This window comes from Gordonia sp. LMA167 (genome assembly GCF_058130025.1).
Genome location: NZ_CM176708.1, coordinates 572904 through 591109, shown reverse-complemented (window position 1 = coordinate 591109; position 18206 = coordinate 572904). Strand labels below are relative to the sequence as shown.

The 18206-nt window shown below is 66.8% G+C and carries 18 protein-coding genes; 13 read left to right on the top strand and 5 right to left on the bottom strand.

All coding sequences use genetic code 11. The features are described 5' to 3' along the window. Positions 1-103 precede the first annotated feature (103 nt). The gene (locus ACVT6V_RS02700; protein ID WP_489898274.1) at positions 104-355 is read right to left on the bottom strand and encodes a HigA family addiction module antitoxin; all 252 of its coding nucleotides are present in this window, start codon (positions 353-355) and stop codon (positions 104-106) included. 188 nt (positions 356-543) lie between these two features. Between ACVT6V_RS02700 and ACVT6V_RS02695 the strand changes: the two genes are divergently transcribed. From ACVT6V_RS02695 to ACVT6V_RS02685, 3 genes are all read left to right on the top strand, one after another. Further along, positions 544-894 (top strand): DUF2200 domain-containing protein, encoded by a 351-nt coding sequence (locus ACVT6V_RS02695; protein WP_489898273.1) that lies wholly within the window; start codon positions 544-546, stop codon positions 892-894. Between the two features lie 186 nt (positions 895-1080). Next, the gene (locus tag ACVT6V_RS02690; protein WP_489898272.1) at positions 1081-4479 is read left to right on the top strand and encodes a DEAD/DEAH box helicase; all 3399 of its coding nucleotides are present in this window, start codon (positions 1081-1083) and stop codon (positions 4477-4479) included. 212 nt (positions 4480-4691) lie between these two features. Then, positions 4692-5282: a DUF4234 domain-containing protein gene (locus ACVT6V_RS02685; protein ID WP_489898271.1), complete on the top strand. Its 591-nt coding sequence runs from the start codon at positions 4692-4694 to the stop codon at positions 5280-5282. Between the two features lie 44 nt (positions 5283-5326). Here the strand turns inward: ACVT6V_RS02685 and ACVT6V_RS02680 are convergent, their stop codons facing one another. Further along, positions 5327-5701, bottom strand: coding sequence for a hypothetical protein (locus ACVT6V_RS02680; protein WP_489898270.1), 375 nt, complete (start codon positions 5699-5701; stop codon positions 5327-5329). A gap of 372 nt (positions 5702-6073) precedes the next feature. On the opposite strand from ACVT6V_RS02680, the gene ACVT6V_RS02675 reads away from it, so the two are divergent. Together ACVT6V_RS02675 and ACVT6V_RS02670 are read left to right on the top strand one after the other, a co-directional pair. After that, positions 6074-7255: a TY-Chap domain-containing protein gene (locus ACVT6V_RS02675; protein WP_489898269.1), complete on the top strand. Its 1182-nt coding sequence runs from the start codon at positions 6074-6076 to the stop codon at positions 7253-7255. 85 nt (positions 7256-7340) lie between these two features. Continuing rightward, positions 7341-7736 carry a DUF4189 domain-containing protein gene (locus ACVT6V_RS02670; protein ID WP_489898268.1) on the top strand — a complete coding sequence of 132 codons (396 nt, stop codon included), beginning with the start codon at positions 7341-7343 and terminating at the stop codon, positions 7734-7736. An 11-nt stretch (positions 7737-7747) separates the two neighbouring features. On the opposite strand, the gene ACVT6V_RS02665 is transcribed toward ACVT6V_RS02670, so the two are convergent. After that, positions 7748-8401, bottom strand: coding sequence for a fumarylacetoacetate hydrolase family protein (locus ACVT6V_RS02665; RefSeq protein WP_489898267.1), 654 nt, complete (start codon positions 8399-8401; stop codon positions 7748-7750). A 125-nt stretch (positions 8402-8526) separates the two neighbouring features. On the opposite strand from ACVT6V_RS02665, the gene ACVT6V_RS02660 reads away from it, so the two are divergent. The 6 genes from ACVT6V_RS02660 to ACVT6V_RS02635 all read left to right on the top strand — a co-directional run bounded on the left by ACVT6V_RS02660 (position 8527) and on the right by ACVT6V_RS02635 (position 13808). After that, complete coding sequence (locus ACVT6V_RS02660; RefSeq protein ID WP_489898266.1) at positions 8527-9831, top strand: MFS transporter; 1305 nt, start codon at positions 8527-8529, stop codon at positions 9829-9831. Next, positions 9828-10979 (top strand): maleate cis-trans isomerase family protein, encoded by a 1152-nt coding sequence (locus ACVT6V_RS02655; protein ID WP_489898265.1) that lies wholly within the window; start codon positions 9828-9830, stop codon positions 10977-10979. The genes ACVT6V_RS02660 and ACVT6V_RS02655 overlap by 4 nt, the downstream gene beginning before the upstream one ends. Positions 10980-11210: 231 nt before the next feature. Continuing rightward, entirely contained in the window at positions 11211-12122 is a 912-nt protein-coding gene (locus ACVT6V_RS02650; protein ID WP_489898264.1) for a polysaccharide deacetylase family protein, read from the top strand. A 45-nt stretch (positions 12123-12167) separates the two neighbouring features. After that, positions 12168-12845 carry a GntR family transcriptional regulator gene (locus ACVT6V_RS02645; protein ID WP_489898263.1) on the top strand — a complete coding sequence of 226 codons (678 nt, stop codon included), beginning with the start codon at positions 12168-12170 and terminating at the stop codon, positions 12843-12845. A 91-nt stretch (positions 12846-12936) separates the two neighbouring features. Further along, complete coding sequence (locus ACVT6V_RS02640) at positions 12937-13545, top strand: LppP/LprE family lipoprotein (RefSeq protein ID WP_489898262.1); 609 nt, start codon at positions 12937-12939, stop codon at positions 13543-13545. 74 nt (positions 13546-13619) lie between these two features. Further along, positions 13620-13808 carry a hypothetical protein gene (locus ACVT6V_RS02635; RefSeq protein ID WP_489898261.1) on the top strand — a complete coding sequence of 63 codons (189 nt, stop codon included), beginning with the start codon at positions 13620-13622 and terminating at the stop codon, positions 13806-13808. Between the two features lie 144 nt (positions 13809-13952). Here ACVT6V_RS02635 and ACVT6V_RS02630 read toward each other — a convergent pair whose 3' ends face one another. Beyond that, positions 13953-14423, bottom strand: a complete 471-nt coding sequence (locus ACVT6V_RS02630) for a copper chaperone PCu(A)C (RefSeq protein ID WP_489898260.1) — start codon at positions 14421-14423, stop codon at positions 13953-13955. Between the two features lie 330 nt (positions 14424-14753). Between ACVT6V_RS02630 and ACVT6V_RS02625 the strand changes: the two genes are divergently transcribed. Together ACVT6V_RS02625 and ACVT6V_RS02620 are read left to right on the top strand one after the other, a co-directional pair. After that, a complete protein-coding gene (locus ACVT6V_RS02625) occupies positions 14754-15509 on the top strand; it encodes a dienelactone hydrolase family protein (protein WP_489898259.1) in 756 nt (251 codons plus the stop codon). A 114-nt stretch (positions 15510-15623) separates the two neighbouring features. Next, positions 15624-17198, top strand: coding sequence for an acyl--CoA ligase family protein (locus ACVT6V_RS02620; protein ID WP_489898258.1), 1575 nt, complete (start codon positions 15624-15626; stop codon positions 17196-17198). Between the two features lie 12 nt (positions 17199-17210). Here the strand turns inward: ACVT6V_RS02620 and ACVT6V_RS02615 are convergent, their stop codons facing one another. After that, positions 17211-18179, bottom strand: coding sequence for a ketopantoate reductase family protein (locus ACVT6V_RS02615; protein ID WP_489898257.1), 969 nt, complete (start codon positions 18177-18179; stop codon positions 17211-17213). Between the last annotated feature and the right edge of the window lie 27 nt (positions 18180-18206).

Sequence of the window (18206 nt, the reverse complement as noted above, 5' to 3'; positions counted from 1 at the left end):
CTGAGCGGAATTCTGCGCAGACGGAGTCAGTGTCAAAGACGACCTCTGTTTCATGTGAAACCGACCTCGGCTGGGCCGCGCGGAAACCCGGCCGGCGTGGAGGTTATTGATCCGCGAGACGTCGATTCAGCTCCGCAGACCACGCGGCGGCATCTCGGGCCGCGCTCTCGACACGCCGGTCATACTCTGCCTGCAGATTAACCCAGAAGGTTGGCGACTGCCCGAACAGGTTGCCGAGCTGCCGAGACATGACCGGTGTGATGCGCTGACGGCCTGCGATGAGGTCGGCGACCACTCCCGGGGATACGCGGAGCTGACCCGCGGCACTTTCGATCGTCAGTCCGAGATCGTCCATGAAGTGGCGGAGTTGCTCGCCGGGGCGAATGATCGTTGGTTCATCTCACATGGTCAGCAAGGTTAATCCTGGGTATGGGTCGGCTGCGACAAGTTTTCGCCGAGTGAACATCCGATGCCTCGCTGCTGACCGGAGCCACTGTCGATCCTTATGCTGGGCTCAATCGACCACCCGACGAAGGAGCACCCATGGCAGGGCATCGAATCTTCACCACGAGCTTCGCCAGCATCTATCCGCATTATGTTGCGAAGGCCGAGCGGAAGGATCACTCCAAGGAGGAGGTCGATCAGGTGATCTCGTGGTTGACCGGCTATGACGCCGCCGGCCTGCAGAAGACCATCGACGACGAGATCGACCTCGAGACGTTCTTCGCCGATGCGCCGGCCTTCAACCCGAACGCCAAGCTCATCACCGGTGTCATCTGCGGGCACCGCGTCGAGGACATCGACGACCCGCTGATGCAGAAGATCCGGTACATGGACAAACTCGTCGACGAGGTGGCCAAGGGCAAGAAGATGACGTCGATTCTGCGGGGTTGACGCGCCGGCTCGGTGAGCCGGTCACATGACGGCTCGCTGTCCGGCGCGCTGCCACAGCAGCACCGACAATCACTCCGAACGCACCAGTCTCATCCCCACCGTCGGACGTGGCCAACATGGTGCCTGACCTGTCGAAACGCCTACACAAGTCCCGACATTCGTGAGCGGGGAACGTAGTCTCGTCGCGTGAGGAACGGTGCCCTGCAATTCCACGACGCCGAGCTGAATCGGATGTTCAGCGGCCCCGCGATCGTGCGCGGCCGCAGCTACGCCAAACAGCGCAGGATTCTCGACCATTCCTGGACCGAGGACGGCACCACGCTGGCCGGGGCGTGTCTCGGCAGTCGCGGTGAGCAGTATCGCCAGCACGTCCGCTTTCGTGGAGAGCCGACGATAGCGGGCATCGCGCACGCCGTATGCACCTGTCCGGTGGCGGCCAATTGCAAACATGTTGTGGCGCTGCTGTTCACGGTGAGGGTTGCGACCTCTGAGCCGTCCGCGACGCCGACGCCGATGGCGTCCGTTGTTGCTCCCGTTTCGACGACCATCGCCACGGATTCGGCACTGATCCCACTGTCGTGGCGCACGACGATCGCCGCCATCCTCGACACCCCGACTACCGCGACGACCCGGACAAAGCCACTGGCCCTCGCGGTCGGTCGGGCCGCGCCCACCCGGTATTCGCGGAACCCATCGCTCACGCTGCGGCCCATGATCCAGGGGAAACGCGACAAGTGGATCAGGACCGGTGCATCGTGGCGGGAGATTGCCATGCCGGATCATCCCGCCGCCGACCCCACCCACCATGCGGGTTTGCGCGCGATCCATCGCATGGTGGTGGGCAGCGTGTACTCGGCGAACCACGACTACATCTCGCTGGCCGCACCTCCTGCGGCGCTGTGGCGACTACTGGCCGAGGCGATCGCCGACGGCGTCGCACTGATCGCCGACCCGAACCTGCTCTCCACCACCGTCCGCCTCGGCAGCGCCGACGTGCGCTATACCATCACCGCGCATCGCGACGGTGCGCACCTGGGCACCGAGGTCGTGCTCGACGATCACCCCGTAGACGCAGCCGACCTCAACTTCATCGGCGCGCCCGATGCGCACGGGCTGTGGACCGTCGGCGACGGAGTGCTCACACTGGCGCCCCTGCAGCACCCGATTCGGCGCGACGAACTCACTGCCCTCCGGCACGACGCCGCCATCGTCATCCCCACGGCCGACCTGCCCGAGTTCTCGGTCGAGGCGCTGCCACGACTGACGCAGCAGCGCACGGTGCAGGTGGACGAGGGTCTGCTGGAACCTCCGAGCATCGATGGTCCGGAAGCGGTACTCACGCTGAAGGATTCGGAGCGTGGCGCCCGCTACTACTGGAGCGTCGGGTATCGGGTCAACGATGTGCCCGTCGTCTTCGACCCGTCGGAACCGACGGGAACCACACCCTATCGCGAAGCGGGCATCGAGAATCAGCTGTGGTCGGAGCTTCTACCGCAGATGCGGACCATTGCGCGCCACACGGCCACCTGGCGACGCGACGCCTCCCTCAATCTGCTCGCCGAATTTCGCCGCCACCCGGGGTCACGGGATCACTTCGATGCCCATGAACGGCTTCTCGCCGCTGCCGCCAACGACGAAGCCATCGACGGCGCGCCATTCTTGGCGCTGCGGCAGCCGGCCACGTTCTCGATACCGGAACTCGCCATCGTGTCCGGTGAACTCCTCCCACAATTGCGCACCCACCCCGGCATCCGTATCGACTACCAGTGCACCGACGAGTTCCATCCCGTCACCGACCTCCCCGAGATCGCCTTCACCTCCGGTGAATCCGAGCGCAACGACTGGTTCGGCCTCGAGATCACCGTGACCGTCGGAGACGTGCAGGTCCCGATCGCCGATCTCATCTCCGCGCTGTCGGCGGGCGAGAAGCACATGATCTTGCCCAGCAACGCGTACTTCTCGCTGGACACACCGGAATTGCAGAAGCTGGCCGACCTGCTCGCCGAGGCACGCACGCTCGGTGAGATCGACTCCGGTCGCGTCAGCAGACACAGCCTCAATGCGACGTTCTGGGAGGAGCTCCTGGCTCTGGGAGTCGTCGACAAACAGCTGACCCAGTGGCGTAAACACATGGCGCAGTTGGCCAAAGCGGCGCCACCGCGGCCGGTGAAACCGTCTCGCCGACTCAAGGCAGAGCTGCGCGACTACCAGCACCACGGCCTCAACTGGCTGACGTTCCTGTGGAAGAACGGACTCGGCGGCATCCTGGCCGACGACATGGGACTGGGCAAAACGGTGCAGACGCTCGCGCTGGTCGCGCGCGCCGCCGACGCCGACCGAACGGCACGATTCCTGGTGGTGGCACCCACCAGCGTTGTGCCCAACTGGGTGGCCGAATGCGGCAAATTCGTTCCCGGACTGAGGGTGTCGGCGATCACGGCCACCGAGGCGCGGACCGGCATCCCGTTCGCCGAGCAGGTCGAGGACGCGAACATCGTGGTCACCTCGTACACATTGCTGCGGTTGCTGTTCGACGATTTCGACGCGTACGCGTGGGACGGCGCGGTCTTCGACGAAGCCCAGTTCATCAAGAACCACACCGGCAAAACCCATCAGTGCGCACGCCGCCTCGACGCGCCGTTCAAGCTGGCGATCACGGGTACGCCGATGGAGAACAACCTGATGGAGCTGTGGTCGTTGCTGTCAGTGACCGCTCCCGGGCTCTTCCCGTCACCGACCGCGTTCGCCGACTACTTCCGCAAGCCGATCGAATCGGGCTCGGCCCCCGAACGACTCGACACCTTGCGGCGCCGGATCAAACCGGTGATGTTGCGGCGCACCAAAGATCAGGTGGCCATCGACCTCCCCGCCAAGCAGGAACAGGCGATGGTGCTCGACCTGTCGACCAAACACCGCAAGATCTATGACACCCGGCTGGCCCGCGAACGGCAGAAGGTGCTCGGCCTGTTGGGTGACTGGGAGAAGAACCGCTTCCAGGTGTTCCGCTCGCTCAGTATGCTGCGGCAGCTGAGTCTGCATGCGGCGCTGGTGGATACCACGCACAATGCGGTCAACTCGGCCAAGGTGGACTACCTGTCCGACCAACTGCCCGCGCTGATCGACGAGGGCCACAGCGCACTGGTGTTCAGCCAGTTCACCGGATTCCTCGATATCATCCGGGCCCGCCTGGACGAGGCGGGCATCGTCTACAGCTACCTCGACGGATCGATGACGACGCGCCAGCGGGACACCGCGGTACGACGCTTCACCTCCGGAGCCACCCAGGTATTCCTGATCAGCCTGAAGGCGGGCGGATTCGGGCTCAACCTCACCGAGGCCGACTACTGCTTCGTCTGTGATCCCTGGTGGAATCCCGCTGCCGAGGCGCAAGCCGTCGATCGGGCGCACCGCATCGGCCAGCAACGCCCGGTCAACGTCTACCGTCTGGTGTCCGCGGACACCATCGAAGAACGCGTGGTGCGGCTGCAGGACCGCAAACGTGCACTGTTCGACGCTGTCGTCGACGACGGCGAACTCTTCGGCACGGCCCTTAGCGCCGACGACATCCGGGAGATGCTGGCGTAGCCGGTGGCGCGGTCACGATCACCTCGCTCGACCGGGATCATCATGTGTGAACCCGTCGACGGCCATCGCTCCAGCGTGCGAACGGATTTCGCCGACCCCGTCCCCGAGCGATGCTCGGCACATAGCATTGAGTCGGTGTCGCGTGCACGCGATTCACGCCTGGCCCGGTTCGGCCAGGTCGGCGACCACCTAAGCGCGAATCGAGAGCGATCATGCCTGAGCCGAGCGACGAACCGCCCGCCGACCCGAACGCGACGGCCGGGCAACCGCAGTTCGCCGAGCCGAACATCGTGCCACCACCGCCCACCGAACAGCCGGGCTACCAATCGGGCCCGACCGCCGCGATGCCGCCGCAACCGCCGCCGTTCCAACCATCACAGCCGCCGCCGTTCCAGCCCGTCGCCTCCGGGTTGGCGATGAAGCGCCGCAACCCTTTTGCCGCCTGGATCGGGTTGCCGCTCATCACCCTCGGCATCTACTTCTACGTCTGGTACTACAAGATCCACAAGGAGATGGCCGAGTTCGATCCCCGTCGCGAGATCCCGGTGGTCGGGCCGATGTTGGTGATGCTGTTCCTGTTCTGGACGGTCATCTGCCCGCTGGTCAGCTTTCACAACGCGGGCAAACGCATCCAGGATGCGCAGCGGGCCGCCGGTCTTCCGCCCACGTGCTCACCGACGTGGTGCTGGGTGCTGGCCTTCCTGGCGAGCACCAACATCTTGTACATGCAGTTCGAGCTGAACAAGGTCGTCGACCGCTATGCGGGCGCGCCCCCGCAGAGCCAGGTGCCGCTGTTCGTGTGACCACGGGAGCGGTGCCCCGGGCGGTCGAACCGGGCGCGACCTGCTCACGCCCACGGCTGCCGCCGGTGCCACCACGACAGTGTCCTCGGGGCATCGGTCGGTACGGTGACGTCGCGATAACGTTCATCGAGGTGGGCGACGGCCACGCGCAACTGCCGAGCTCGTCGTCCACGGCGGCCCATGAAGGTGTCCAAACGTGCCCGGGGCTCGGTCCCGAGGGAGGCCATCACACACGCGGGATGGGTGCACCACAGCGGTTGCGGGCTGCCCTGCAGGACGAGACTGTGAATGTCCACGGGCATCCGATAGTCGCCCAGCCGGACTCGTCGTTCGAGGTATTCGACCTGCCGACGCCACTGCTCCAGGCTGCGCGTGGCATGCGATTCGCGGCGCCGTCGGCGACGGCGGTGCGGGTTCACGAGAACCGAAGGGACGACGCCCTTTCATCTGAGTGATTCATGATCTCCATGCGTCGTGACGTGACGCCGACGGTGTGTATCGGCGGTGCGCCGACTGGTGAGATTCTACCGGGCGACCACTTGTCGGTACCCGTGAACGCAGCCGGCGCAGACTCAGCGGCACCACGATGACGAACATGACAATTGCCACACTGGGTAACGCCAGCCACAGCATTGCCGAATTACAGCATGGACCTGCGACAATCCCCGGGGGCGAAATCCCGGAAGCGGACCTTTCCGGCGCGCCCGGTGACTGTCGGACCCCACCTCTACGTTGCGTGTGGGCGTGATGGTTCGGACAGTCACGTATGCACTACTTGATCGGGGACAGACATGGGCGACTTCGATGTCGACGCGTCGATCGACGACGCGTGGCGACTGTTTCGCAACGATCTGGCCGACCGGCTCGCAATCCTGCAGGTCGGCGACCGATTTGTGGTCGAGCAGGTCCCTGTCATCCCGGATGGACCCCGCGTCGTCCTGACGTTCACCGTCACCGGCGCGCGCCGCATCCGCTGCACGGTCCCCGACGAAGCGCTGCGCACCACCACCGCGTCCCACGACGAGCAGATCGAGGCGATGACCGCCGGCGGGTGGCGCAGGCTGCGGGACGGTCGGTTGATCTACGAGGTGAGTCGTCGCCGCGTCGATGAAGTCGCCCACGTCGCCGTCGACATGCTGCGGGACATCGGGGAGGTCGTGCACCCGGCGTTCCTCGGCGACTCCCGTCCGGTGCGACGGGAGGCGACCATCGCGGTCGGCGCGGTCACCCAATCCCGCGATCACCTGCTCAACCTGATCACCGACGTGCTCGAGGGCATCGCCGGGCGCCGCATCGCGGCCGACGGCGACGGTGACATCCCCCTGCCGACCAAGCACGCCCCGACCTGGCTATGGGTCCTCGACGGTGAGGCGACCATCGAGTTCTTCGGCACGCTGGTCGATGAGGTGGCCGACGATGCCGTGGCCGCCGAGTTCGTCGCCCGGGAGTCGGTGCGCTGGCCCGGCATCACCCTGATCCTGCACGAGTCGGCTCTGATGGTCTTCCACAGCATCGACATGCCGGCCTTCCATCGGGAGAACCTCGTCGCCGCGCTCGGTCGCTGGTTCGACTTCATGCACACCTGTGCCGCAGACGTCATCTCGGCGATCGCCAGTGCGGACGCGAATCCGCCTGCGCCCGAACGGGATCAGTTGCCTGATCCGCTGCAGACGCTCATCGTGCTGGACGAAGACGGCACCCTCGGCGCGCACGAGGTCGCCAAGATCTGCCGCTTCGATCAGTCGGCGATCCTGCAGTACATCCGCACCACCCAGGAGCAGTACCTGGAGTGGATGAAATCCGCCTTCGAGGCAGAGGCGGCCGGCGACTCGGATCATGCCGAGGCATGCCGTCGTGAGGAGCAGGTGTGGCGCGCGACGACCCGGCAACTGCAGGACGCGCTGCGGGTCGTCGTGTTCCGCGACGACGACGGACCGGTCACGGACCGCAGCGGACGGCCGTCGGCCACGTAGGGAACATTCCCGCCACCCGGGTGCATCCCACTCATGACCGCGCGAGAAGCCGAGCTCGCGCACCACTCATGAAGGACCGCCCGCCATGCGAACCAGCACCCTCAAGCGCATCTCCGCCGCCGGACTACTCGCCGTCGCCACCGGCGCGACCCTGCTCACCGTTCCCGCCGAGGCCTCCGCGGACACCGGCCACATCTTCGGTGCCATCGCGATCTCACCGCGCACCGGCAACACCGCGTACGCCATCAACTACTCGACGGCCGGTGCCGCCCATCGCGCCGCGGAAGCCAAGTGCGCCGCATCCGACTGCCAGTGGGTGGTGCAGATGGACCGCAGCTGCGGGGCCGTCACCCAGAACCCGGTGACCCGGCGCTGGGGGTGGGCCTATGCGCCCACCAAGCGTCGAGCCGAGGTCGCGGCCGCCGGCAAGTCGGGACCCGGGTCGCGCACCATCATCTGGGCCTGCACCGCGGGCGCGTGACTCGCCGGGCGCTACTGGTGCCGTTCGCCGACCGGCGTGCGCAACGTCCCGATCCCATCGATGCTGATGTCCACCACGTTCCCCGGCCGCAGCACCGCGGCCGCCTCGCCGCCGGGCGGTAGATAGTCCGGCGTGCCCAACAGCACCAGGTCGCCGGCATGCAGCGTGAGCTGCCGCGACATCCACAGCACCAACTCCTCGGGACCCACATACGCGTCCGACACCGGCGACTCCTGGATCAGCACGCCGTCGACGCGGGTCCGGATGATCGCCTCCGACCAGGGCGGGGCGTCGGCGGGGGCCACGATGCGTGAGCCGAGCGGGCAGAAACCGTCGAGGCCCTTCCCGCGCGACCAGTGGTCGTCGATCCGCTGCAGGTCGCGGGCGGTCACGTCGTTGGCGACGGTGTAGCCGGCGATCACCGCACGGGCGTCGCCGACACTGTCGAGCCCGCGACAGTCGGCGCCGATGACGATGGCCAGCTCGCCCTCGCACACCACCTCATCGGCGATGTCGGTCGGCAGGTGCAGAGTCTCACCGTCACCGATCACCGCATGCGGATTCTTCAGGAACAGCTGCGGACGGTCGGGCTTGCTGGGTGCGCCCGGGGCCGGAAAATTGCGCCCGGTACCCCAGATCGCCGACGGCCGATACGGCTGGGTCATGCCTCTCACCTCGTGGTTTCGATCGTTTACCCAGTGGTTACAGCGAACGCTTGTGGTTGTGGACGTCGCCCTCTAGGTTCTTGGTATACCGACTTGGTATACCAAATCTTGAAGGAGTTCTCGCGATGTCCAACACCCGTTGGCGGATGTTTGCCTTGCTGCTCCTCTTGGTCACCGTCAATTACGTCGACCGCGGGTCACTGTCCGTGGCGCTGCCGATGATCAAAGAGGACTTCCACATCAGCGCCGAGCTCACCGGGCTGCTGCTGTCGGCGTTCTTCTGGGCGTACGCGGCGATGCAGATCCCGGCCGGCTGGCTGATCGACCGGTTCGGGCCGCGCAAACTGATCACCGCCGCCTGCATCGGGTGGGGCGGCGCGACGGCGGTGTCGGGCATGGCACCCAACATCGGCACCATGGCCATCGCCCGCGGCGCCATCGGCATCGCCGAAGCGCCCATCATGCCGGCCGGCGGCAAGCTCAACGCGGCGTTCCTGACCGAGAAAGAACGGGGCCGCGGCGCCACCATCCTCGACGCCGGCGCACCGCTCGGCTCAGCCATCGGCGGCATCGCCATCGCCGGCCTCATCGCGTTCACCGGCAGCTGGCGCTGGGCGTTCCTCGCGGCCGGGGCGGTCACCATGCTGCTCGGACTATGGGCGTGGCGCGCGATCCGCGACACCCCGTCCGAACATCCCAAGGTCGACGCCGCCGAGCTCGACTACCTGGAAACCGCCCACGCCGACGAGAACACCCGGCACCGCTCCACCGGGCAGCGCGCCGGCCTGGTGCACTACCTGAAGTACCGCAGCTTCTGGGCCATGTGCTTCGGCTGGCTCGGGTTCAACGGCGTGTTCTACGGCCTGCTCACCTGGGGACCGCTGTTCCTGTCGGAGAGCAAGGGCTTCGACCTCAAGACGATCGGCTGGTCGACGTTTGTGATCTTCGGTGCCGGGTTCGTCGGCGAGATCATCGGCGGACAGCTCGCCGACCGCCTCAAGGAGCGTGGCTACCGCACCAACCTCGTGATGCGGTCGCTGCTCGGCATCGCCGGCGTCTGCGTTGTGCTCGGCCTGCTCGGCGTGGTGCTCATGCCCGGCCCGGTCGCGGCGATCGCGCTGTTGTCGGTGGTGCTGTTCTTCCTGCGCTGGGTGGGCCTGTTCTGGTCGGTCCCGGCCATCCTCGGCGGCCGCGAAGACGCCGGCGTCCTGGGCGGCGCCATGAACCTCGCCGGAAACATCTCCGGGTTCATCACGCCGATGGCGGTCGGATTCATCGTCGGCGCCACCGGCGGATACACCTGGGCGTTGCTGTACTTCGTCGGGGCAGGCATCGTGATGACCATCGCCGTGCTCACCCTCGACTACGCGAAACGCCTCGCACCCCGAGCAACCCAGCCGACCACCACGACACCAGGAGTGAGGGTATGACCCGCATCGGCATGATCGTCCCGTCGTCGAACACCACCGTCGAGGACACCACCACCCGACTACTCGCCGGCCGCGACGACGTCACGTTCGTCTCCACCCGCGTCCGCGTGCAGGCCATCAGCGCCGACGGCACCGGGGCGTCGTTCGACGTGGACTCGATGGTCGCCGCAGCCACACTGCTCGCCGACGCCAAGGTCGACGTCATCGTGTGGAACGGCACCGCCGGATCCTGGCTGGGGGTGGAGCATGACAACGCCATCGCCGCGGCCATCACCGACGCCACCGGCATCCCCGCGACCACCTCCACTCTGGCTCTGCTGCAGGCCTGCCACGACTTCGGCGTCAACTCGCTGGCCGCCGCCACCCCGTACACCGGCGACGTGGTGGAGAAGATCGTCGCCGAATACCGCAGGCACGGAGTCGAGATCGTCTCCCACGCGGAATGGAACCTGACCGACAACTTCTCGTTCGCCGCCGCCACCGAGGACGCCGTGGCCACGCTGCTGACCGACGCCACCCAGGCCGGCGACGCCCAGGCGGTGGCGCTGATCTGCACCAACGTCGACGGCACCGGAGTGACCGCAGCGGTCGAGCAGAAGCTCGGCGTACCCGTCATCGACAGCATCGCCGCGACGTTGTGGTGGGCCATAGAAACCGCCGGCGGCGATGGACGCATCCGCGGCTGGGGCAGCTTCGGTGAGCAGGCATCGTTCCGGCATCGCGCCAAGCAGATCGTCACCGAACTGCGGGAACGCACCGGTTGTGATCGCACCACCGTTCGCGTCGACGACGGCGATCTTGGGCTGCACGTCGACCTGTGCGTCGCCGAATCATGCGGTGCCGGAATCCGTTCCATCCAGCACGATCCGTCGCTGGATCAGCGTGCGCTGGAAACCGTGCGATGGCTTGACGAGACCCGCCGGGTGCTGGTCCAGCCCGCGTTCGTTGAGCCGCCGTTTCCGCCGCAGGCGCTGCGCGATTTCTACGGGGTGAGCGCCCAGGTGCTGGGGCCGGTGGAACGCGACGGTGCGGTCGTCGCCTGGTTGTCGGCGCACAGTATCGCCGAACGGGATTGGAGCGATGTCGATCTGGCGGCGATGGACGATGCGCGGGTTGCGATGCGGGAGTTGTTGGGGCGCCCTTCGTGACGGCCCTCCGCTAGCGCTCCGGGCCTCCTCAGGGAGCGGGAAAGGACACCCCTCCGCTAGCGCTCCGGGCCTCCTCAGGGAGCGGGGAGGATCCCCCTCCGCTAGCGCTCCGGGCCTCCTCAGGGAGCGGGGAGGACACCCCCTCCGCTAGCGCGCGTCACCACCCGATCCCTGAGGAGCGAGCTTGCGAGCGTCACGAAGGGTCGACCACAACACAGAAAGACAAACACCATGACAAACAAGAAGATTCAGGTCAGCGTCGGTATCGACGTGGACTCATGCGCCGGTTGGCTCGGCTCCTACGGCGGGCAGGACTCGCCGAATGACATGCAGCGCGGCGTGTTTGCCGGGGAGGTGGGGGTGCCGCGGATGCTGCGGCTGCTGGAACGCCGCGACATCCGATCCACCTGGTTCTGGCCGGGGCATTCAATCGAGACGTTCCCGAGGCAGGCGCAGATGTGCGTGGATGCCGGTCATGAGATCGGGGCGCACGGCTACAGCCACGAGAACCCGCGATCCCTCACGCTCGAACAGGAGCGCGACGTGATGGCCAAGAGCGTCAAGCTGATCGAGCAACTGTGCGGGGAGCGCCCACAAGGCTATGTGGCGCCGTGGTGGGAGATGAGTGAGCACACCGCGTCGATCTTGGCCGAATACGGGTTCGCCTACGACCATTCGCAGAACTACAACGACTTCGTCCCGTTCTATGCGCGGGTCGGTGATGAGTGGACGCCGATCGACACGTCCAAGCCGGCGGCGCATTGGATGACCCCGCTCAAGCACGGGCACGAGATCGATCTGGTCGAGTTCTGCGGCAACTGGTACGTCGACGATCTGCCGCCGATGATGTTCATCAAGGGTCACCCGAATTCGCACGGCTTCGTCAACCCGCGTGACATCGAGCAGCTGTGGAATGACCAGTTCGACTGGGTGTACCGCGAGCTCGACTACGCCGTCATCCCGATGACCCTGCACCCGGATGTGTCCGGTCGCCCGCAGGTGCTGCTGATGCTGGAACGTCTGCTGGACCGGTGGGGCTCGTTCGAGGGCGTGGAGTTCGTGACCATGGCCGATGCCGCCGACGAGTTCCGCCGTCGCTTCCCGTTCGGCGGGACCGAACGCCCGGAGTTCGTGGGCCGTTGACGTGAGGACGAGTGGCGTGGCCGGGGGTCGTAAGCTGTGAGCGTCATGGCACCCACCACCCCCGAGGCATCGCCGACCAGCGCCACCGACAGCGTCTCGCTGACCGGCCGGCTGCTCGATGCCCTGCGCTCGGACGTGATGACCGGTCGGTATCCGCCGGGATATCGGCTGGTGGAGCGCGACGTCGCCGACGCGTACGGGGTGTCGCGGCTCCCGGCCCGCGAAGCGCTGCAGGCGCTGCGCACCGAGGGGTTCCTGGAGGTCCGCAAGACCCGCGGGCTGGTGGTGCGGTCGTGGACCGAGCGGGATGTCGCCGAACTGTTCGACATCCGGCAGGCGCTCGAGGCGATGGCCTGCCGCGAGGCCGCCGACAACCGGACCGACGAGGACGTCGCGGCTTTGCGGGCCGCCGTGGTCGCGGCCGACGATGCGGTGACGGCGGGTGACACGGCAGCGGCGCACGACGCGAACGCGCTGTTCCATCAGCTGCTCGTGACCACGTCGCACAACCGTACGTTGGGGGAGATCATGTCTCCCATCCTGTTTCGGGTGCAGTGGCTGGTCCGTCAGATCCCCGACCCGCAGACGGTGTCGCACGATCATCATGAGATCGTCGACGCCATCGCCGACGGTGACGGCGCGCGGGCCGAAACGTTGGCGAAAGAGCATGCCGAGCGGAACCGGTCGACGACCCTGACGGCCATGTTCGGGACGGGCCAGTAACGCGAGGAAGGGGATCGCCCGATTCTCCGGTCTGCGGCCGGTGAGGCGGGGAGACTGACCCTGACACCGTCGACCGCCGGAGAAGGACGTCATGCGATCCGTCCGATCTGTGGCCATCCTCATGTTCTGCGTGGTGCTGGGGATCGGCCTGACCGCCTGCGCGACCGACGGTGAGCCGACGGCCGAGCCGGTACCGGTGACCAGCACGGTCACTGTGCAGGCGCCGAGCCAGGCGACGCCGGCACCCACCTCGGTCCCGACCATCACCGCAACCGAGACGCCGGAAACGTGCTCCACCGACGGCAGCGCGGCCATCTCGGCGGCGATGGCGCAGATCCCGCCGCCGTTGCCGTCGCTGCCCGACGCGCAATGGATCTTCCAGGGCAACACCAACTACAACACCTGCAACGACCTGAGCTACGCCGTGCTGGAAACGTCACGGGGCACCGCGTCCTCACCCTCGCAGCTACTGATGTTCCACCTCGGCCAGTTCGTCGGCCCCGCCATCGCCTGCAACCTCGGATTCCAGACGGTGACCGGATCGTCGCCGACCAGTGTCGACGTCACCTACCGCTGGCCGCTGCCCGGCGAACCCAACGCGGACCCCTCGGGCCGGGTCGACGTCTCGTTTGTCTGGGACGGCTCGCAAGTCGTGATGAACGGGTCGCTGCCGTACGAGGTGACGCGGGGGCAGTGCTGAGTCGGTGAATGGCGTTGGCGCAACGAGTCACCCGATTCGTGGAACGTGCACCCGAGACGTGCGTCCGAGGAGCTATGACGCCGGAGCGCTTGGCTGTGCTCGAGGAGTCGCTCATTGACGTGGACAGAATGGCGCAATTCGACGTCGACCTGCCCGACGCGGTGGACGCCGAGCTCCGTCGCGCTGCCGAGTTGCGGGCAGAATCGCAGCGAGCCAATCGTGAGGCCGCCCTGGCACTGCGCGGCGCGAGGTCTGCGCGATAGGGGACTGACCGTGCGGGATATCTGTGCAGCACTGGGCATCAGCCACCAACGCGCCGCCAAACTGCTCGACGATCGCGTGGCGGCGGAGGCCGGCGCCGGGACTTGAGCGGTTCCGGCCCGGCATCTCGCCGACCATTCGTTCGATCACCACTGATCGAAGCCGACGTTCACGTTCGGGTAGCGGCTGCTGATCTGGTGATTCATCCAGTAGTTCTGGGCGTGCGGTCCCCAGATGCCGCTCATCGACGTGTTGGTGTTGCCCTTCATGTCCGCGATCTCGTAGTTGGCCGTGGGTCCGAAGTGGCCGATCTTGTACTGGGCGTTGACGGTCAGATAGTTACTGAACGGCGCGACGGCGGTCACGGTCTCACTGGCGCCGGGGTAGAGCACCCGTTGCGGCGCGTTGACCCACTGGCCGGTCGAGCCGGTCGTGGCGCCGAGGAGGTATTCGGGCTTGTCGGTGTGGTTGGTGATGGTCATCGCGACGGTCGGCTCGCCGGGACGGGTGACGGGCATCGTGCCGGCGTGGGCGGCGCCGGCGACGGCGAGTCCGACGCCTGCGGTGGCGGCAACGGCAACGAGTCCGGCGGTGATGCGGCGGCTGGTGGTGTTCATCGGAATCTCCTGGGTGTGGGGCCGGGACGCTGTTCGTTCCGGCGACACCCATGACTTTGCCCTGGTCAGGGGCGCGGCGGACTCCGCCGACCGGGTGATCCACCGGTGGACTGTCGGGTCCACCGATCGGGGGACACCGGGCGCCGACTTAATCACGTGACCGCACAGACGGCGACTGTTACTGTGACTGTCGACCGTGCAACACCGCGAAGGGAGGTGGTACCCGTGATCGATTCAACCCAGTGGGTACTCCCTTCGGTTCGCGGTCGCCGCTGACACCAGGTGTCGCCGGGAGTGCCTCCACAGCAAGGCATTTCGAAAGGCAACACCATGCACTTCACATCAACCGATGACACGACGGCCGGCATCGTCGAACGCTCCTTCACCGTGGACGACATCCCCGGCGTCCTCTGGTCACCCGTCGACACACCGCCGACCCCGGCCCTGATCCTGATGGGCCACGGCGGCAGTCTGAACAAGCGGCATCGCGGCATCGTCCACCGCGCGCACCACTACGTCACGAACCACGGATTCACGGTCGCGGCGATCGATGCCCCCGGGCACGGCGACCGTCCCCGGTCGGCCGAGGATCAGCGTTGGGTCGCGGCGTTGCGTACCGCCCGCGCCAATCGCGAACCCATCGCCCCGATCATCCCCGACTTCAACGCCTCGCTGGCCGAGCGCGCTGTGCCCGAATGGCGGCGGGTGCTCGACGAGTTGTGCGCCCTGCCCGAGATCGCCGGATACCCGATCGGATACGCCGGGCTGACGCTGGGCACCGCCATCGGAATTCCTCTGACTGCAGCCGATTCACGAATCTCGGCGGCGGTGTTCGGCGGCTACTTCGCCTACGCGTCGCTGCTCGACGCGGCGCGGCAGATCACCGTGCCCATCGAACTGTTGCTCTCCTGGGACGACGTCGAGATCCCACGTGACGAGGGTCTGCTGCTGTTCGACGCGTTCGCCTCGGCCGACAAGACGTTGCGGGCGCACGTCGGCGGGCACAAGCGGGTACCGGCAATCGAGGCGGACAACACGGCGAGATTCTTTGCGCGGCAATTGATGGATCAGCCAGTGCGGGCGTAGCCGGACAGGCACCGGCGTCGCGTGACATCACGCGACACGCGACGCCGGTGGGTCGCCGCGGCGATGGTCATTAGGATCGAGGGATCGGACCGAACACCAGAGAAGGCGGCAACGATGGCGCATGCGGACCGGATCGACCCAGCAAGTGGGGCAGAGTTCACCTTTGCCCCACTCAGTCCGGTCTCCTTCCTGGACAGGGCGGCGGCGGTGTTCGCCGACCGCACCGCCATCATCGACGGCGACCGCACCTTCACGTACGCGCAGTTCCACCAGCGAGTCGGGCAGTTGACGGCGGCACTCGACGGGCTGGATATCCGGCCGGGCGACCGGGTGGCGGCGTTGTGCGCCAACAGTCACGTCATGCTCGAACTGCACAACGCGGTCCCCGGCATGGGTGCGGTGTTGGTGCCCCTCAACATTCGGCTCTCGGAGGCGGAGCTGACCTACATCCTCGAGCACAGCGGCGCGACGTTGTTGATCGCGACCGTCGAATTCGCGGAGCGGGCACGCTCGGTTGCGCAGGCGGCCGGTATCCGGGTGATCGCTGCCGGCGACGCGTCCGACGAGTATGAGGACGCGCTCACCGGCGGCGGCGAACCCGTCTGGCGAGACGCGGATGAACGCGGCCTGCTGGCCATCAATTACACATCCGGCACAACCGGCCGGCCGAAGGGGGTGATGTACCACCACCGCGGCGCCTACCTGCAGTCGTTGGCGATGGCGTATCACTCCGCACTCGGACCGGTCTCCAACTACCTGTGGACGCTGCCGATGTTCCATTGCGACGGTTGGTGTTTCACCTGGGCGATCACTGCCGCCGGCGGCACCCATGTGTGCCTGCGAAGCATCGACACCGCGCAGATCTGGCGGCACCTCACCGATGACGCCATCACCCACTTCAGCGCGGCGCCCACGGTGTTGACGATGATCGCCGAGGACCCCGCCGCGGCACCGCTGGAACAAACCGTGCAGGCGGCCACCGGCGGCGCACCGCCGTCACCGGCATTGCTGGCCCGGATGGCCGATCTCGGCATCGAGGTCACCCATCTGTACGGCCTGACCGAGACGTTCGGCCCGATCGCCGTCAACCAATGGCAACCCGAATGGGATACCGGCAGTCCCGACGAACGCGCAATCCGCAAGGCCCGGCAGGGGATCGGCAACATCTCGGCCGGGGTGATTCGCGTGGCGACACCGGACGGCGACGACGTCCCGGCCGACGGCACCACCGAAGGTGAACTGGTGGTGCGCGGCAACAACGTGATGCTCGGCTACTACCGCGATCCGGAAGCCACCGCCGCAGCGACGCTCGACGGGTGGCTGCGCACCGGTGACGTCGCCGTCATGCATCCCGACGGATATGCCGAGATCCGTGACCGCAGCAAGGACGTCATCATCTCCGGTGGTGAGAACATCGCCTCGGTGGAAGTCGAGCGTGTCCTCGACGCCCACCCCGACGTCATCGAATCCGCCGTGGTGGCCCGTACCGACGAGCTCTGGGGTGAGGTGCCGATCGCGTACGTCACCGTCCGCGCCGGCGCCGAGGTGACCGCCGCCGACCTCATCGAGCATGCACGGAAAACGCTAGCGCGGTTCAAGGTTCCCAAGGACATCGTGTTCGCCGAACTCCCCAAGACGTCGACCGGCAAGATCCAGAAGAACGTGTTGCGGCAGCGAGGTGGGAGCTAATCGGGCTGGGAGCTATACGTCCAACTGCCGCAATGCTTCCGCCGCATCCAGACTGCCGGCCGGACGTTGTTCCCGCACCAGTCGCGACGTTTCGGTCTGCACGAGCTCGTTGACCGGCGTCGGCACACCGTGCAGCCGCCCGAGCAGCACGACCTCGCCTGCCAGATAGTCGATCTCGACATTTCCGGCGCCGCGGGTGACGCTCTGCCACGTCGAGCTGCTCACCGCACCGGCTTCTTCCGGGCGCAGATCAATATGGGAACCCCGGCGTTCGCGGTCGGTCGCGTCGCTGACCACATCGATGGCAGCTGCCGCGAGCACCGCCTCGCCCTCGGCGCGTGCCCGTTTCACGAGTTCGCGGTAGGCCTCGCCGTCGCGGCGGAAGGTGGCATCGACACCGTTCACCAGATTCATGATGAGCTTGCGGTATTTCCACGCCATGACCTCGTCGCGGGTCTGTGAGACGAACCCCGCGGCCCGTAGGTCGGTGGAGATCGCTTCGGCGACATCGTCGACGCCGCTCGGGAACCGGCCGACGTCGAGAATGCCGGGCGCACCGGCAGATCGTTGCACCACTACACCCGGGTCGAGGTGACGCGCCGGCAGCATCACACAGAGCGAATAGACGTGGCCGAAGCGCCGCAGGATCTCTCGCTCGTTGGCGACGCCGTTCTGCGCCGACACGATCGGCGTGGTGGGCGGCGCGTGTTCGACGAGGTCATCCAGCGCGGCGGCGGTCTGCTGCGACTTCACGCACAGCAGCACCACGGTGTCGTCGGTCCAGGCCACGTCGGCCGCTCCGGACACGGCCGGGACCTCCAGGGTGTGCGTTCGGGCCGCGGTGTCCAGGACGAGCCCACGATCACGGATCGCCGCCAGATGTGCGCCGCGCGCGACCAGCGTCGTCGGAACTCCGGCCCGGAACAGATGACCACCGATCACACCGCCGACCGCGCCGGCGCCATAGATGACGAAGTGCATGCCGCCCAGGGTAGGCGCCGATGGCCG

Bases quoted from the DNA above. Each gene is read 5' to 3' on its own strand.
- ACVT6V_RS02700 (WP_489898274.1), bottom strand. From the start codon at position 355: ATGGACGATCTCGGACTGACGATCGAAAGTGCCGCGGGTCAGCTCCGC.
- ACVT6V_RS02695 (WP_489898273.1), top strand. From the start codon at position 544: ATGGCAGGGCATCGAATCTTCACCACGAGCTTCGCCAGCATCTATCCG.
- ACVT6V_RS02685 (WP_489898271.1), top strand. From the start codon at position 4,692: ATGCCTGAGCCGAGCGACGAACCGCCCGCCGACCCGAACGCGACGGCC.
- ACVT6V_RS02675 (WP_489898269.1), top strand. From the start codon at position 6,074: ATGGGCGACTTCGATGTCGACGCGTCGATCGACGACGCGTGGCGACTG.
- ACVT6V_RS02670 (WP_489898268.1), top strand. From the start codon at position 7,341: ATGCGAACCAGCACCCTCAAGCGCATCTCCGCCGCCGGACTACTCGCC.
- ACVT6V_RS02665 (WP_489898267.1), bottom strand. From the start codon at position 8,401: ATGACCCAGCCGTATCGGCCGTCGGCGATCTGGGGTACCGGGCGCAAT.
- ACVT6V_RS02660 (WP_489898266.1), top strand. From the start codon at position 8,527: ATGTCCAACACCCGTTGGCGGATGTTTGCCTTGCTGCTCCTCTTGGTC.
- ACVT6V_RS02655 (WP_489898265.1), top strand. From the start codon at position 9,828: ATGACCCGCATCGGCATGATCGTCCCGTCGTCGAACACCACCGTCGAG.
- ACVT6V_RS02650 (WP_489898264.1), top strand. From the start codon at position 11,211: ATGACAAACAAGAAGATTCAGGTCAGCGTCGGTATCGACGTGGACTCA.
- ACVT6V_RS02645 (WP_489898263.1), top strand. From the start codon at position 12,168: ATGGCACCCACCACCCCCGAGGCATCGCCGACCAGCGCCACCGACAGC.
- ACVT6V_RS02640 (WP_489898262.1), top strand. From the start codon at position 12,937: ATGCGATCCGTCCGATCTGTGGCCATCCTCATGTTCTGCGTGGTGCTG.
- ACVT6V_RS02635 (WP_489898261.1), top strand. From the start codon at position 13,620: ATGACGCCGGAGCGCTTGGCTGTGCTCGAGGAGTCGCTCATTGACGTG.
- ACVT6V_RS02630 (WP_489898260.1), bottom strand. From the start codon at position 14,423: ATGAACACCACCAGCCGCCGCATCACCGCCGGACTCGTTGCCGTTGCC.
- ACVT6V_RS02625 (WP_489898259.1), top strand. From the start codon at position 14,754: ATGCACTTCACATCAACCGATGACACGACGGCCGGCATCGTCGAACGC.
- ACVT6V_RS02620 (WP_489898258.1), top strand. From the start codon at position 15,624: ATGGCGCATGCGGACCGGATCGACCCAGCAAGTGGGGCAGAGTTCACC.
- ACVT6V_RS02615 (WP_489898257.1), bottom strand. From the start codon at position 18,179: ATGCACTTCGTCATCTATGGCGCCGGCGCGGTCGGCGGTGTGATCGGT.